The organism is Streptomyces botrytidirepellens (assembly GCF_003721215.1).
Lineage (GTDB): Bacteria > Actinomycetota > Actinomycetes > Streptomycetales > Streptomycetaceae > Streptomyces > Streptomyces himastatinicus.
Map to the genome: position 1 here is coordinate 1 of NZ_RIBZ01000810.1, position 14,165 is coordinate 14,165.

Annotated in this window: 14 protein-coding genes; 5 read left to right on the plus strand and 9 right to left on the minus strand. The window is 74.2% G+C overall.

The genetic code is table 11. The annotated features are described in order from the left end of the window. Positions 1-24: 24 nt before the first annotated feature. Both EEJ42_RS41585 and EEJ42_RS41590 read right to left on the minus strand, forming a co-directional pair. Positions 25-522, minus strand: coding sequence for a DUF2267 domain-containing protein (locus tag EEJ42_RS41585; RefSeq protein ID WP_123107326.1), 498 nt, complete (start codon positions 520-522; stop codon positions 25-27). Between the two features lie 69 nt (positions 523-591). Continuing rightward, positions 592-1,098 carry a winged helix-turn-helix transcriptional regulator gene (locus tag EEJ42_RS41590; protein ID WP_123107327.1) on the minus strand — a complete coding sequence of 169 codons (507 nt, stop codon included), beginning with the start codon at positions 1,096-1,098 and terminating at the stop codon, positions 592-594. An 85-nt stretch (positions 1,099-1,183) separates the two neighbouring features. Between EEJ42_RS41590 and EEJ42_RS41595 the strand changes: the two genes are divergently transcribed. Genes EEJ42_RS41595 through EEJ42_RS41605 form a run of 3 tightly spaced genes read left to right on the plus strand, consistent with a single transcriptional unit; the run spans position 1,184 to position 4,225 of the window. Further along, complete coding sequence (locus tag EEJ42_RS41595; protein ID WP_123107328.1) at positions 1,184-1,954, plus strand: methyltransferase domain-containing protein; 771 nt, start codon at positions 1,184-1,186, stop codon at positions 1,952-1,954. Between the two features lie 55 nt (positions 1,955-2,009). Then, positions 2,010-2,492 carry an NUDIX hydrolase gene (locus EEJ42_RS41600; RefSeq protein ID WP_123107337.1) on the plus strand — a complete coding sequence of 161 codons (483 nt, stop codon included), beginning with the start codon at positions 2,010-2,012 and terminating at the stop codon, positions 2,490-2,492. A 20-nt stretch (positions 2,493-2,512) separates the two neighbouring features. Next, positions 2,513-4,225, plus strand: a complete 1,713-nt coding sequence (locus tag EEJ42_RS41605; RefSeq protein ID WP_123107338.1) for a sensor histidine kinase — start codon at positions 2,513-2,515, stop codon at positions 4,223-4,225. On the opposite strand, the gene EEJ42_RS41610 is transcribed toward EEJ42_RS41605, so the two are convergent. Together EEJ42_RS41610 and EEJ42_RS41615 are read right to left on the minus strand one after the other, a co-directional pair. After that, positions 4,164-5,126: an Acg family FMN-binding oxidoreductase gene (locus EEJ42_RS41610; RefSeq protein ID WP_123107339.1), complete on the minus strand. Its 963-nt coding sequence runs from the start codon at positions 5,124-5,126 to the stop codon at positions 4,164-4,166. The genes EEJ42_RS41605 and EEJ42_RS41610 overlap by 62 nt on opposite strands. A 93-nt stretch (positions 5,127-5,219) precedes the next feature. Next, on the minus strand, positions 5,220-5,939 hold the full coding sequence (locus tag EEJ42_RS41615) for a response regulator (RefSeq protein ID WP_123107329.1): 720 nt from the start codon (positions 5,937-5,939) through the stop codon (positions 5,220-5,222). A gap of 200 nt (positions 5,940-6,139) precedes the next feature. On the opposite strand from EEJ42_RS41615, the gene EEJ42_RS41620 reads away from it, so the two are divergent. After that, positions 6,140-6,721 carry an Rv1733c family protein gene (locus EEJ42_RS41620; RefSeq protein WP_123107330.1) on the plus strand — a complete coding sequence of 194 codons (582 nt, stop codon included), beginning with the start codon at positions 6,140-6,142 and terminating at the stop codon, positions 6,719-6,721. A gap of 24 nt (positions 6,722-6,745) precedes the next feature. Here the strand turns inward: EEJ42_RS41620 and EEJ42_RS41625 are convergent, their stop codons facing one another. The 5 genes from EEJ42_RS41625 to EEJ42_RS41645 all read right to left on the minus strand — a co-directional run bounded on the left by EEJ42_RS41625 (position 6,746) and on the right by EEJ42_RS41645 (position 11,511). Further along, complete coding sequence (locus EEJ42_RS41625; RefSeq protein WP_123107331.1) at positions 6,746-7,411, minus strand: CBS domain-containing protein; 666 nt, start codon at positions 7,409-7,411, stop codon at positions 6,746-6,748. A gap of 34 nt (positions 7,412-7,445) precedes the next feature. Further along, positions 7,446-8,141 (minus strand): helix-turn-helix domain-containing protein, encoded by a 696-nt coding sequence (locus EEJ42_RS41630; RefSeq protein ID WP_123107332.1) that lies wholly within the window; start codon positions 8,139-8,141, stop codon positions 7,446-7,448. A 6-nt stretch (positions 8,142-8,147) separates the two neighbouring features. Then, positions 8,148-9,215 (minus strand): alcohol dehydrogenase catalytic domain-containing protein, encoded by a 1,068-nt coding sequence (locus tag EEJ42_RS41635; RefSeq protein WP_123107333.1) that lies wholly within the window; start codon positions 9,213-9,215, stop codon positions 8,148-8,150. A 758-nt stretch (positions 9,216-9,973) separates the two neighbouring features. Continuing rightward, positions 9,974-10,882, minus strand: coding sequence for a universal stress protein (locus EEJ42_RS41640; RefSeq protein ID WP_123107334.1), 909 nt, complete (start codon positions 10,880-10,882; stop codon positions 9,974-9,976). Next, on the minus strand, positions 10,879-11,511 hold the full coding sequence (locus tag EEJ42_RS41645) for a CBS domain-containing protein (protein ID WP_123107335.1): 633 nt from the start codon (positions 11,509-11,511) through the stop codon (positions 10,879-10,881). Before EEJ42_RS41645 ends, EEJ42_RS41640 begins: the two co-directional genes overlap by 4 nt. Before the next feature lie 181 nt (positions 11,512-11,692). Between EEJ42_RS41645 and EEJ42_RS41650 the strand changes: the two genes are divergently transcribed. Continuing rightward, positions 11,693-14,086 carry a phosphoketolase family protein gene (locus EEJ42_RS41650; protein ID WP_123107336.1) on the plus strand — a complete coding sequence of 798 codons (2,394 nt, stop codon included), beginning with the start codon at positions 11,693-11,695 and terminating at the stop codon, positions 14,084-14,086. The last annotated feature ends 79 nt before the right edge of the window (positions 14,087-14,165 follow it).

Here is a 14,165-nt window from a genome sequence, read left to right on the forward strand (position 1 = left end):
GGCCGCCGGTGCGTCGCCCCGCGCTCAGCCGTCCGCGCCGCCGCGGCCCTCCGCCTCTCCGGCCCCCGCGCCTCCGGCCCCCGCGTCCTTGGGCTGGATGGCCCGGGCCGCGGGCAGCAGCTCCCGGATGTCGTTCGGCAGCGCGCCGTACACCTTCTCCATCAGCTCCGGGGCCACGGCCGAGTCCAGCACCTCGAAGCAGGCGCTCGCCTCCCGGATCGCCTCCTCCTCGGTGCTCTCGGCGCGCCAGGCGACCCGGCCCGCGAAGCCGGTGAGGTCGAACCGCTCGCCGTGGTCACGGTGGTGCGCCCGCTGCTCCGGAGAGCCCTCGTGAGAGGCGATGACCCGGCGTATCGGCTCCGCGGCCTCCGCGGGCAGCTGCGCCGCCAGATGATCGGCCAGCCCGCCGGGAATGCGCTCGGCGAGCGTTTCGAGCGTCGCGCGCACGGTCCGCTCGGCGGCCTGCCGGTCGGGCAGCTGCGCCCGGGCCTGGACCTGGCCTGTCAGTTCTTCGTAGCGCATGATCGGCGCTCCTCGGATCGGGTTACCCGGCGTCCCGCGCCGAGTGCCCGGGGTCGCCCCGGCGAATCCTCACTCCGGTTCGCGGGAGGCGAGCAGCGGGCCCAGGACCCGGGTGCCGGGGCCGGTGTGTCCGCCGGGGCCCGGCAGCTGGGTGGTGTTGTGCACGGTCAGCGGATCGCCGCAGTGCGCGCACGCGGTGACGGGGGTGGTGTCCCGGCCGCAGGTCAGGTGGTGGACGCGGGCCGGTGCCCCGTCCGTACCGGCGCACCAGCGGTCGCCCCACCGCATCAGCGCCAGCAGCACCGGGTACAGCTCCTCGCCCTTCTCGGTCGCCCGGTAGTGCTCGCGCGGCGGCCGCTCCTGGTAGCGCTCCTTGCTGAGGACGCCCTCCTCGACCAGCCGGGCCAGCCGGGCCGCCAGCACCTTGCGCGAGATGCCGAGGTCATGGGCGAGATCGTCGAACCGGCCGACCCCGGTCAGCACGTCCCGCATGATCAGCGCGGTCCACGCGTCGCCGAACAGATCGGTGGCGCGGGCGATCGAACAGGCCACGTCAGCGAGCGGAGTACGGGTCATGCCCCGACCCTACCCGAGTTCCCTCAGGGAACCAGGAGTGTTAAGTTCCCTCAGGGAACTCACCGGATGGACGAGGGAGAAGAGCATGGCCGCCGCCCCGCGCATCGAGCTGGACGCAGACGCGCCCGACACCGTCGACGGCCGCCAGATCAGGGCCGTCGCCTTCCAGGAGTGCCGCATGGCGTACGTCCGCGGCACCCTCGCCGCCCTCGGCCGCACCCCGGACGGCCGCCGTGCCCTGGTCATGGGCAGCGGACGCGGGCTGCTCGCGCGCGGCCTGGCCGGGCTCGGCTTCGACGTCACCGCCGTCGACCCGTCCGCCGCCGCGACCCGCATCGCCCGCGCGGCGCACCCGCACGACCACCCCGCCGTCGCCTACCGGACCGCGCCCGCCGAGGAACCGGGCCTCGCGGACGCCGCGTTCGACCTCGCCTATTACGCGGACACCCTCGAGATCACCCCCGATCCCGACCGGGTGCTGGCGGAGGCCGCCCGGCTGCTGCGCCCCGGCGGCGTCCTCGTCTACGACACCGTCAACCGCACCCCGCTGTCCCGGCTCGTCTACCTCGGCGCCTTCCAGCGCCTCCCGCTCACCCGGATCATGCCCACCGGCCGCTACACGGCGGCCCGGCTGCGCACCCCCGCCGAACTGGCCGCCGCCCTCGACCGGCACGGCCTGCGCAACGAGGACATCTGCGACTTCCGGCCCCGGGACCCGCGCGGCCTCATCCGGGCCACCGTCGCCCGCCGCCGCGGCCGGATCACCGATGACCAGATCCCGCCGCTGGCCGATTTCGTACGGGCCCCGGACGCCCGGCCGCGCGTCACCTACCTCGGCTACGCGCTGAAGGGCTGACCGCGCCCCGGTGGCTGAACGCGGCAGCGCGCGCGTTCCGGCGCACACTGGCACTGTGACGGGAAAGCGCAGCGCCGGGATCCTGCTGTACCGCGGGACGGGCCCGGCCACGGAGGTTCTGCTCGGCCACATGGGCGGGCCGTTCTGGGCCGCCAAGGACGAGCACGCGTGGTCCGTGCCCAAGGGGGAGTACGAGGGGGACGAGCTTCCCGAGGTCGCCGCGCGGCGCGAGTTCCAGGAGGAGCTGGGGCTGCCGCCGCCGGCGGGCGACCTCCGCCCGCTGGGCACCGTACGGCAGACCGGCGGCAAGCTGGTCACCGTCTGGGCCCTGGCGGGCGACCTCGACCCGGAGCGGATCACCCCCGGCACGTTCGCCATGGAATGGCCGCGCGGGTCCGGGCGGACGCGGGAGTTCCCCGAGGTCGACCGGGTCGCCTGGCTGGACCTCGGCCGGGCCCGCACGAAGATCGTCGCGAAGCAGCAGGTCTTCCTCGACCGGCTCGGCGAACTGCTCGACGGGGCGGCCGGGACACGCTGACGGGAAACACGGTGGTGGGCATGGAGAACGTGAGGAGTTCGGAGTACCTGCCCCGGCTGCGCCTGGACGAGCTGCTGGAGGAGCTCCAGGTGCGCATCGACGCGGTGCGCGGCACCCAGGACCGGCTGCACAGCCTGCTGGAAGCGGTCCTCTCGGTCGGCCGCGAGCTGGATCTGCGCCAAGTGCTGCGGCGGATCGTCGAGGCCGCGGTGGTGCTGGTGGACGCCGAGTACGGCGCGCTGGGCGTGATCGGCGACGATCAGGGGCTGGCCGAGTTCCTTCCGGTGGGGGTCGACCCGGAACAGAGCGCGGCGATCGGTTCGCTGCCCGCCGGTCACGGCATCCTGGGCGAGCTGATCCGCCACCCCGAGCCGCTGCGGCTGGCCGAGCTGTCCGAGCACCCCGCCTCGTACGGCTTCCCGCCCGGCCATCCGCCGATGCACTCCTTCCTGGGCGTGCCCATCCGGGTGCGGGACGAGGTGTTCGGGAACCTCTACCTCACCGAGAAGCGCGGCGGGAAGGAGTTCGACGGCGAGGACGAGACGGTGCTGTCCACCCTCGCCGTGGCCGCCGGGGTCGCCATCGAGAACGCCCGGCTGTACGAGGAGGCCCGGCACCGCCAGCACTGGCTGGAGGCGAACGCCGAGGTCACCAACAACCTGCTGTCCGGCGTGGACGAGACCGGGGTGCTGGAGCTGATCGTCGACCACGCCCGCCGGATCCTCTCCGCCGACCTGGGCGTGCTGATGCTGCCCGTCACCGGCTCCGACTCCCTCCAGGTCGCGCTGGCCTCCGGCACCGACGCCGAGGCGCACCGCGGTCTGGTGCTGCCCCGCGAGGGCACGTTCGCCGGCGCCGCCTTCACCGCCTCCGAGCCGGTCACCAGCACCGATGTGGCGAACGACCCGCGGATCACGGTCGGCCCGCAGCGCTGGAACGGCCTCGGCCCGGCCGTCGCGGTCCCGATGCGCACCAGCGACGGGGTCGGCGGCGTCCTCTCCCTCGCCCGTACCGAGCGCAGCCCCGCCTTCACCCAGATCGAGACCGACACCCTGCTCGGCTTCGCGGGCCAGGCGGCGATCGCCATGAAGCTGGCCGAGCGGCGGCGCGACGCCGAACAGCTCGCCCTGCTGGAGGACCGCGACCGGATCGCCCGCGATCTGCACGACCTGGCGATTCAGCGGCTGTTCGCGGCCGGGATGACGCTCCAGAGCACCCTGCGTTTCGTCCAGCACCCGGAGGGCTCCGAACGGCTGCTGCGGGTGGTGGACGACCTCGACGACACCATCAAGATCATCCGCTCCACGATCTTCGGCCTGCGCTCCCACGAAGCGGGCCCCGCGGTGCAGGGGCTGCGGGTCCGTACCGCCAAGACGATCGAGGAGGCGGTCCCCGCACTCGGCTTCACCCCCGCGCTGCGCACCGAGGGACTGGTCGACACCGATGTGCCGCGGCCGGTCGCGGACGACATGGTCGCGGTGCTCGCCGAGGCCCTGTCCAACGTGGCGCGGCACGCCCGGGCGCACGCCGCCGAGGTCACGCTGATCGTGCACGACGGACGGCTGACCCTGACCGTGACGGACGACGGCGTCGGCATACCGGACGGCGGGCGCCGCAGCGGCTTGCGCAACCTCGCGGAGCGCGCCGAGAAGCTGGGCGGGCGGCTGGACCTCACCGCGCCCGCGGACGGTGGCACCCGGCTGGTGTGGGCCGTTCCGCTTCCGGAGCGCTGACACCCGGAGCGCTGACACCCGGACCGTTGACGCCCGGACCCAGCCGGATCAGCATCTGCACATGGCCGGGCGCGCGCCGCCCGTCGCTCAGGGCCCAGCGCAGATCGGACCACTCCAGCGCCTTGTGCAGCAGCGAGGCCCGGATGCCGTGCGCCGTCGCCAGCAGCAGGACGTGTTCCAGCGCCTGACCGGCCCGCAGCCAGTCGGCACGCCGGTCGTGGGCGGTGGTGAGCACGGCGATCGTCGGCCGGCACAGTGTGCCCGCGGCGGTGCCGGTGGGGGTACGCGCAGGGGTGCCGGCGGTGATGCCGTACGGGCCGCTCTCACGCGCCCGGGCGCCGCCCGCCGCGTGCTCACGGTGGTCCTCGGCGGTGCGCCGCTCGGCCTCCGCGGTCAGTCGCAGCAGCCGCGCGGTCTCCTCGGGGCCCGCCGGATACAGCGTCGCCCCGTCCCCGCGTGCGGCCTCGGCGAACACGCCCAGCTCCGTCGGCGGCAGCCGCCGACCCGGGAACGGGAACCGGCTGCCGGGCCGCCGCCAGATCATGTCGTACAGGCCGTCGGGGTGCGGGGCGGCACCCCCGCGCGGGGACACGGCCAGCCCCACGGTGGCCAGCAGGTCCGGCTGGGAGCGGTGCGGCAGCAGCCGCACCACCGGCTCCCAGCCGAAGTGGGCCACGGCCACGCGCAGATTGCACACCGCGGCCCCGGCGGAGACGCACAGCGCCCGCCCCGTGGGGTCGGCCTGCCGCAGACCGCGCTCCGGGGCGGCCCGGACCTCCAGGGTGACGGTGTCCGGGTTCAGCCGGTACCGCCATGGCTGGGCGTGGAGCATCGACGGAGCGGCGACGGCGGCGGAGATCAGCTTCTCCAGCGTCGCCGCGTCCAGTACTGCGGGCTCCATGGTCTTCTCCTCGCCGGGCGGGCCGGTCACATGGTCACGGCCGAATGGTCGGAGCGGGGACAGGGGCAGGTCGGGTTCGGAGTGGGGACAGGGTCAGCGGGGCGGGGCCGGACGGGCGTCGGGGTCCTGCGCCGGGGGTGTGTGGCTGGCCAGGACGGCGGCCTGGATACGGCGTTCCACGCCCAGCTTGGCCAGCAGCCGCGAGATGTGGTTCTTGACCGTCTTCTCGGACAGGAAGAGCCGCTTGCCGATCTGCCGGTTGGTCAGCCCCTCGCCGATCAGGGCCAGGATCTCCCGCTCGCGCGGCGACAGCCCGGCCAGCGCCTCGTCCCGGGGCTCCTGCGGGGTGTCGTCGCCGCGCAGGGTCCTCATCAGCCGGGCGGTGGTGGCCGGGTCCAGCATCGACTGGCCGGACGCGACGGTCCGTACGGCGGACACCAGGTCGGACCCCTTGATCTGCTTGAGCACATAGCCCGCGGCCCCGGCCATGATCGCGTCCAGCAGCGCATCGTCGTCGTCGAACGAGGTGAGCATCAGGCAGGCCAGCCCCGGCATCCGGGAGCGCAGTTCGCGGCAGACCGTGATGCCGTCCCCGTCCGGCAGCCGGACGTCCAGGATGGCCACGTCGGGCCGCAGCGCCGGGCCCCGGGCGAGTGCGTGGTCCACCGTTCCCGCGTCGCCGACGACCTCGATGTCCGGCTCGGCGTCCAGCAGATCGTGCAGGCCGCGCCGTACCACCTCGTGGTCGTCGAGCAGGAACACCCTGATGGGCGCAGGGGGTGTCACCCGTGTCCCGGCCCAGGTCTCGGTCATGGCGCCCTCGCACCGCTCGTCCGCTCGTCGGTCCGGCTCGTCCGTCCACCCGGCCCCCGGTAGACGAGCGTGGCGCATCCACCACGTGCACACCAGGGCCGAACGGGCCCCCGCGCGGCCGCGAGGGGACCGAAAGGCCCCCGGCGGAGAGGGCTGCACGGCCCTCGTATCCCCACCGCGCGCGTGCCACGGTCTGATTCATGGGCACGAACGTGCGGGGGCGGTGGTTGTGGCGATGGCGGCGCAATCCCCTCAAACGCCGCTCGGACGTGGTGGAAGCCTGGGTGGTCCTGGTGACCGGCCTGGTGATGGTGGTCGGCGGCCCCGCGGCGGGAGTCGCGACCGGCGACGCCGTGGCGGACGGCCTGCGGCAGGAGCGCGCGGACCGGCACCGGGTGCCCGCGGTGCTGATGGAGAACGCGCCCGCCGCGCTGCCCGCCGCCGACGGTACGGACACCGCCCGGGTGCGCGCCGAGGTGCGGTGGACCGCACCGGACGGCGTCGTGCACACCGGCATGGCGCGGGTCGACGAGGGCAAGCGCGCCGGTACGGCCACCACGGTGTGGACCGATGAGCGCGGCCGTCTCGTCGCCGACCCGCCCACCGAGCGGCAGGCGGCGACCCGGGCCACGCTGGCCGGTGCGTCGGCGTCGGCGGGGGTGTGCCTGGTGTCGCTGGCGGGCCGTGGGGTGGTGCGGTGGCGTCTTGACCGCGGCCGGGAACGTGAGTGGGAGCGGGCGTGGGCCGAGGTCGGCCCCCGCTGGACGCGCCGCCACACCTGAGCCGCTCCGCCACAGCTGGTGATCTCAGGCCGGTGGCCCCGTCAGATGGGCGGTGGTCAGCTGGTTGTCGAAGTCCACGACGCCCTCGATCGCACGGATCAGCCGGGCCGCGGCCGGGATCAGCACGGCGTCCCGGACGTGTCCGGTGAGGGTAACCACGCCCTCGCTCACGCGCACCTCGACCGCCTGCCCCGGGGCCGGGAAGAGATGGGCCACCACCTCGCGGCGCGCCTCCTCCTCGATCTCCTCGTCCGGCCGCAGGAACACCTTCAGCAGATCCGCGCGGCTGACGATGCCCTCCAGCCGCCCCTCGTCGTCGACCACCGGAAGCCGCTTGACCCGCTTGTGGGTCATGATCCGGGCCGCCTCGGCGAGCGTCGCGTTCGCGTGCACCGTGATGGCCGGGCTCGTCATCAGCTCATCGGCGCTCACCGCGCCCGCCTTGGCGATGCCGGGGAGGTCGCGCAGCTGGGCGAGCCGCGTCGGATCGCTGTTCCGGAACTCCTCCTTGGGCAGCAGATCCGCCTCCGACACCACACCGATGACCCGGCCCTCGCCCGCCAGCACCGGCAGGGCGCTCACCTTCCACTGCTCCAGCGTCCTGACGATCTCCTTGAACGGCGCCTCGCGGCCGACGGCGACGACGGTATGGGTCATCACATCGCTCACGATGCGCGCGGTCCGGGACACGGGATCCTCCTGTCGGTGTCCGGTCGGCGTCCTGTCAGTCCGGCTCGCCGCGCACCCGGATCCGGCGGCCGGTGATGCGTTCGGGCTCGATGCGCAGCCACAGGTCGCGGCCGCCGCCCGGCCACGGCGGGGTGTACGCCGCGTCGTCCAGCCGCCGTACCGCCGCCGGGTCGGTGACCCGCCGGGCGCGGCCCACGACGAGCACGCTCCAGCCCTCGCTGAGCGCCTCGTCGATGTGGTCCACCTCGAAGGCCACCTCGGCGCCCGCCGCGGCCGCCGGTGTGGCGTCGGGTGCGGTCCGGAACACCACGGCGTCGTCCACGACGCTGTAGTTGACGGGCACGATGGCCGGGCCCGGTGCGGTGGAGACCGAGACCCGGCCCACGCCGTGCGTGGCGAGCCGCTCCCGGCACTCCCACGGGCTCAGCTCCAGCAGATCGGCGTGGTGCGCGGCCCGGCCGAGGCCGGGCGGCGACATGGCGGTGCCGCCGCGCAATTCGGCCGTGCTGGTCTCCAGCGCCGACGCCAGCCGCAGCAGGACTCCGGCGCCCGGATCGGCGGGGTACTCCTCGACGTAGCGCACATAGCCCGGCGAGGTGCCCGCCCGCGCGGCCAGGTCCGCCCGGGAGAGGCCGAGCTCTTGGCGCCGCAGCGCCACCCGCCGACCGAGGTCGCCTCCGCCGCCGATGGGCCGGGAGCCCGTCTGAGCCGTCCTGGATGTCTCGGACATCGCCGTTCACTTCCCTCGGGTGACCAGGGGCGGGTGGTGCCCGCCGATCGCGACCTTGAGCGCGCCGGTGTCGGCGGACCGGGCGAACACGTCGTACGCCTCCTCCATCTGGTCGAGTTCGAACAGGTGGGTGATCAGCGAGGACGCGGGCAGCCGTCCGGCGGCCAGCATGGACAGCAGCGTGGGCGTGGAGTACGTGTCGACCAGCCCGGTGGTGATCGTGATGTTCTTCTTCCACAGCTCTTCGAGGTGCAGCGTCGCGGGCCGGGCGTGCACGCCGACGTTGGCGATCCGTCCGCCCGGTCGCACCATGCGGGTGCAGATCTCGAAGCTCCGCGGCGTCCCCACGGCCTCGATCACCACATCGGCGCCCAGCCCCTCGGTGAGGTCGTCGATCAGCCGCTCGGGCTCCTCGGCGGCGTCCGCCACCGCGTCGGCGCCGACCTGCTTGGCCGCGTCGAGCCGGAACGGGGTGAGGTCGACGGCAATGATCCGGCCGGGGGAGAAGTACTCGGCGGTGGCGATCGCGGCCAGCCCGACCGGGCCCGCGCCGACCACCGCCACCGTGTCGCCGGGCGAGACCCGGCCGTTGAGCACGCCCACCTCGTAGGCGGTGGGGAAGACGTCCGCCAGCAGTACCGCGTACTGCGCGTCGGCCGCGGCGGGCAGCGGATGCGTCGACAGGTCGGCGAACGGCACCCGGACGTACTCGGCCTGTGTGCCGTGCACCGAACGCCCCAGGATCCAGCCCCCGCCGCCACGGCACTGCCCGTACGCCCGCTCCCGGCAGAACCGGCAGTGGCCGCACGCCGAGATGCACGACACCAGCACCCGGTCCCCGGGCCGTACGCCGCGCACCTCGTCGCCGGTCTCGACCACCTCGCCGACGGCCTCGTGGCCGAGAACCGTCCCGGCCCGGACGTCCGGCACCTCGCCCTTGAGGATGTGCAGATCGGTGCCGCAGATGGTGACCGTGTCGACGCGGACGATGGCGTCGGTGGCGTCCTCGATGCCGGGGTCGGGCACGTCCTGCCAGGAGAACAGCCCGGGCCCCTGGAAGACGAGTGCTTTCATGGCCGCTTCCTCTCGTGCGGGGCGTGCGGCGCCGGGGGCCGCCCGCTTCTCGTGGGCCCGGATTGCGCGGTGCGCGGTGCACGGTATGTGGCGCTTGACCGGTCCGCTTCTCCGCGTCGTGTCGAATGCCCCCGGTGCCGCTTCCAGGCGACCACGCCGGGGGTACCCGCCGCCTAGGGCCAACCGGCCCCCGCCCAGGTCATCCGGCCCAACCACCCCGCCGCGACGCCGCCGCCCGGCTGCGCTTCCGGGCCATTCGGGCGGTTGATTCCCCACCCCCTTCCCGATACCGGGGGCAGGCCCCCGGCCCCCCGGCGGGTTCGGCCGGGCCGGGAGTTCGGCGCAGGGCACCCGCCGGGCCCGGGGGCGCTGAACCTGGCCGGGTCGCAGGTTCGGGCCGGGGCCCGGACTCGGCCGGAGCTGGGGCCGGTGGTTGGTCTCCGCCCCGCTCGCTCCCGCTGCATCCGATACGCGGCTCCGTCGCGCGGCGGAGGGGCAGGCCCCGGCCCCTCCGGTCCGGCCGCATCGGGATCTGGCCGGGCCCGACAAGGCTTGGCCAGGTCGAGGGTTGGGCCCCGGACGCCCGCTGGGCCCTGCCGGGCCGGGGTTCGGGCCAGAGATGGCTGCCGGGACCGCCGGGCCGGGCCCCCGGCCCGGCCGAAGTAGCCGGGGGCTGGGGGCTTGCCCCCAGTTTCGGGAAGGGGCGGGGGTGGGGGAACCAACCGGGGCCGTGAGGGGCGACCGGAGGGGCGAGGGCGCTAGCCCACCGGGACCAGGACCACCGGGCAGTGGGCGTGGTGGAGGACCGCGTGGGTGACCGGGCCCAGTTGCATGCCCAGGCGGGTCGTCCGCCGCTGGACGGCCAGCACCAGGACGTCCGCCGCGCGCGACGCCTCCACCAGGGCCTGGGCCGGGGCGCTGTGGGCCGTGTGTTCCTGGACCCGGACCTGTCCGAACTCCTCGCGCAATCGGGCCACCACGCGATACGTCACCTCCTGCTCCCGCTCCGCCCGCAGGGCCACGGCCTCCCGTGAGGGCAGCGCATGGTCGCCCGCGAAGAGGCGGGGGCGGGCCCAGGCGTACAGCACGCGCAGCCGCGCACCGCGCCGTATCGCGTCCTCGAACCCGTAGCGGGCCGCCGCCTCGTCCGCGCCGCTCTCCACCCCGACCAGCACCTTGCGGTGGCCCTCGGGCCCGTACGCGGGCGCCGGTGCGTCACCGCGCACCACCAGCAGCGGGCGGTGGGTGTGGGCGGCCAGCCGCAGCCCGACCGAGCCCAGCAGCAGCCCGGTGAAGCCGCCGAGCCCCCGGGTGCCGACGACGATGAGCGCGGCGCGTCCGCCGATTCGCAGCAGTTCGGGCACCGCGTCCTGCGGGGTGAGGGTGGGGACGATGCGCAGATCCGGGTCCTGTTCGGCGGCCCGGGCCATGGCCAGCCGCAGTACGGTCCGGGCGATCTCGACGGGGGGCCGCTGCGGTTCGGCGTCCGCGTCGAAGGCGAGCGGATCGGTCCGTGCCCAGGGCCAGGCGTGCACGATCTCCAGCGTGGCGCCGCGCCGCCGCGCCTCGCCGACCGCCCGGTCCAGGGCGTGCCAGGCGGTGTCGGAACCGTCCAGGCCGACCACGACCCGGCCACCGTTCCGGGTCGGCCGTACGGGCTCGGTCATGGCGCACCGCCTCCGGGCGCACCGCCCGAGGGGGCCGCCGGGCGCGAGTCGTCCACGCGGTAGGTGAGCCGGTCCACGACCGCCACCACCCCGTCCACCTGCCCGGCCATCCGCACCGCGATCGGGACCTCGCTGTGCCGGTCCAGCTCCCCCTCCAGCCGTACGACGCCGTCGGTGACGGTCACGGTGACGGACTGCGGCTGGAGCCACAGCGACCGCACCAGCACCTCGTCGATGACCTCCGCGCGGATCTCGTCGTCCGGGCGGAGGAAGACCCGGAGCAGATCGCGTCGGGTGACGATGCCGATCAGCCGGTCCTCCTCGTCCACGACGGGCAGCCGCTCCACGCGGTGGCGCGCCATGGAGCGGGCGGCGTCGACGATGGTGTCCTGCGGGCGCACGGTGACGGCGGGCCGTGACATGAGATCGCCCGATGACACCGCGCCGTCGGCCCGGGCGGCCAGATCCGTGCCGGTGATCACGCCGACGACCTTGTCGTCCTCGTCCACCACGGGCAGCCCGCCGATCCGGTGCCGTTCGAGCAGCGCGCCGGCCTCCTCGCACGAGGCCCCGTCCCCGACCCGGACGACGTCGTCGCTCATCACGTTGCCGATCTTGCGGTGCTTCATCCCCGCCTCCTCGCGGACCAGCCTCCACCGGCCGCCCGCCCGCCCTCTTGGGCTGCCCGGGGTCGGGTCCGGGCCGAACGGCCCGGGTCCGGCCGTGACCCGATCGCCAAAAGGGGTACGCATCACCCATACAGGACGAGTGGATGCCGAGCCGAGTCAGGACGAGCGGAAAGAGAGGCCCATGTCCGACGCACCGGGGACGACGACGAACGACCTCACCGAGCACGAACTGCACGCCCTGGACGCCCACTGGCGCGCCGCGAACTACCTCGCGGCCGGGCAGATCTATCTGCTGGCCAACCCCCTGCTGGCCGAGCCGCTGCGCCCCGAGCACATCAAGCCGCGGCTGCTGGGCCACTGGGGCACCTCGCCCGGCCTGAACCTGGTCCACACCCACCTCGGCCGGGTCATCAAGGCCCGCGACCTGGACGCGATCTGCGTCTGGGGCCCGGGCCACGGCGGGCCCGCGGTGCTCGCCGGGTCGTGGCTGGACGGCAGTTACGCCGAGGTCTACCCGGATGTGAGCCGGGACGGGGCGGGCATGGCTCGGCTCTTCCGCCAGTTCTCCTTTCCCGGCGGGGTGCCCAGCCACGTGGCCCCGGAGACCCCGGGTTCGATCCACGAGGGCGGTGAGCTGGGCTACTCCCTGGCGCACGCCTACGGCGCGGCGCTCGACAACCCGGAGCTGCTGGCCGTCTGCGTCATCGGCGACGGGGAGGCCGAGACCGGGCCGCTCGCCGGCTCCTGGCACGCCAACAAGTTCCTCGACCCGGTCCACGACGGCGCCGTGCTGCCGATCCTCCACCTCAACGGCTACAAGATCGCCAACCCGACGGTGCTGGCCCGGCTCCCCGAACCGGAGCTGGACGATCTGCTGCGCGGATACGGCCACGAGCCGATCCACGTCGCCGCGCGGCCCGGGGACGATCCGCTGCGGACCCACCGGGCGCTGGCCCGGGCCATGGACCAGGCGCTCGATCGGATCGCCCTGCTCCAGCGCACCGCCCGCGAGGAGGACGCCGTCGAGCGCCCGCGCTGGCCGGTCATCGTGCTCCGCACGCCCAAGGGCTGGACCGGTCCGGTCGAGGTCGACGGCCTGCCCGTCGAGGGCACCTGGCGCGCCCACCAGGTGCCGCTGCCGGCCGTCCGGGAGAACCCGGACCATCTGCGGCAGCTGGAGCGGTGGCTGCGCTCGTACCGCCCCGAGGAGCTGTTCGACGACGAGGGTCGCCCGCGTCCGCACGTCCTCACTTTCGTGCCCGAGGGCGACCGTCGGCTCGGCGCCAATCCGCACGCCAACGGCGGGCTGCTGCTGCGCGATCTGCCCGTCCCCGACCTGGGGCGGTACGCGGTGCCCGTGGACAAGCCGGGAGCCACCCTGCACGAGCCGACCCGGGTCCTCGGCGGGCTGCTGGAGCAGATCATGGAGGACACCGCCGACCGCCGTAACTTCCGCCTCGTCGGCCCCGACGAAACCTCCTCCAACCGCCTCGACGCCGTCTACCGGGCCACCGGCAAGGCGTGGCAGGAGGAGATCGTCGTCACCGACGAGCACCTGAACCGGCACGGCAGGGTCATGGAAGTGCTCTCCGAACACCTCTGCCAGGGGTGGCTGGAGGGCTATCTGCTCACCGGGCGGCACGGCCTGTTCTCCTGCTACGAGGCGTTCGTGCACATCGTGGACTCCATGGTCAACCAGCACATCAAGTGGCTGAAGGTGGCGCGTGACCTGCCCTGGCGGCGCCCCATCGCCTCCCTCAACTACCTGCTGACCTCGCATGTGTGGCGGCAGGACCACAACGGCTTCTCGCACCAGGACCCCGGCTTCGTGGACCATGTGCTCAACAAGAGCCCCCAGGCCGTACGGGTCTATCTGCCGCCGGACGCCAACACCCTGCTGTGCGTGGCCGACCACGTCCTGCGCAGCCGCGACTACGTCAACGTCGTCGTCGCGGGCAAACAGCCCTGCTTCGACTGGCTCGACCTCGACCAGGCCCGCGTCCACTGCGCCCGCGGCGCCGGGACCTGGGACTGGGCGGGGACGGAGACCGGCACGGGCGAGCCCGATGTGGTGCTGGCCGCCGCGGGCGACGTGCCCACGCAGGAGGTGCTGGCGGCCGCCGGGATCCTCCGCCGCCATCTGCCGGATGTGGCCGTGCGCGTGGTCAACGTCGTCGACATGACCCGGCTGCTGCCGCAGGACGCGCATCCGCACGGGATGCCGGACGCCGAGTTCGACGCCCTGTTCACCCGCGACCGGCCGGTCATCTTCGCCTACCACGGCTATCCGTGGCTGGTGCACCGGCTGGCCTACCGGCGCACCGTCCACCCGCATCTGCATGTGCGCGGCTACCGGGAGGCGGGGACCACCACCACACCGTTCGACATGGTGGTCCGCAACGACCTGGACCGCTACCGCCTGGTCATGGACGTCATCGACCGCACCCCGGGGCTCGCGGTGCGCGCCGTGTCCGTACGGCAGCGGATGCAGGACGCCCGCACCCGCCACCACCAGTGGATCCGCGACCACGGCACCGACATGCCCGAGGTCGCCGAATGGTCCTGGACCGGCTAGGCCGTTTCGTTCGGATCAGTCGGTCGTTGGTCCGGGTATGCCGTTAACCGATGCGCAGTGGGCGCGAATCGAGCCGTTG

Coding starts and splice junctions, on each gene's coding strand:
- EEJ42_RS41590 (WP_123107327.1), bottom strand. CDS start 1,098: ATGACCCGTACTCCGCTCGCTGACGTGGCCTGTTCGATCGCCCGCGCC.
- EEJ42_RS41640 (WP_123107334.1), bottom strand. CDS start 10,882: ATGACCGAGCCCGTACGGCCGACCCGGAACGGTGGCCGGGTCGTGGTC.
- EEJ42_RS41635 (WP_123107333.1), bottom strand. CDS start 9,215: ATGAAAGCACTCGTCTTCCAGGGGCCCGGGCTGTTCTCCTGGCAGGAC.
- EEJ42_RS41650 (WP_123107336.1), top strand. CDS start 11,693: ATGTCCGACGCACCGGGGACGACGACGAACGACCTCACCGAGCACGAA.
- EEJ42_RS41615 (WP_123107329.1), bottom strand. CDS start 5,939: ATGACCGAGACCTGGGCCGGGACACGGGTGACACCCCCTGCGCCCATC.
- EEJ42_RS41610 (WP_123107339.1), bottom strand. CDS start 5,126: ATGGAGCCCGCAGTACTGGACGCGGCGACGCTGGAGAAGCTGATCTCC.
- EEJ42_RS41620 (WP_123107330.1), top strand. CDS start 6,140: ATGGGCACGAACGTGCGGGGGCGGTGGTTGTGGCGATGGCGGCGCAAT.
- EEJ42_RS41595 (WP_123107328.1), top strand. CDS start 1,184: ATGGCCGCCGCCCCGCGCATCGAGCTGGACGCAGACGCGCCCGACACC.
- EEJ42_RS41630 (WP_123107332.1), bottom strand. CDS start 8,141: ATGTCCGAGACATCCAGGACGGCTCAGACGGGCTCCCGGCCCATCGGC.
- EEJ42_RS41605 (WP_123107338.1), top strand. CDS start 2,513: ATGGAGAACGTGAGGAGTTCGGAGTACCTGCCCCGGCTGCGCCTGGAC.
- EEJ42_RS41585 (WP_123107326.1), bottom strand. CDS start 522: ATGCGCTACGAAGAACTGACAGGCCAGGTCCAGGCCCGGGCGCAGCTG.
- EEJ42_RS41645 (WP_123107335.1), bottom strand. CDS start 11,511: ATGAAGCACCGCAAGATCGGCAACGTGATGAGCGACGACGTCGTCCGG.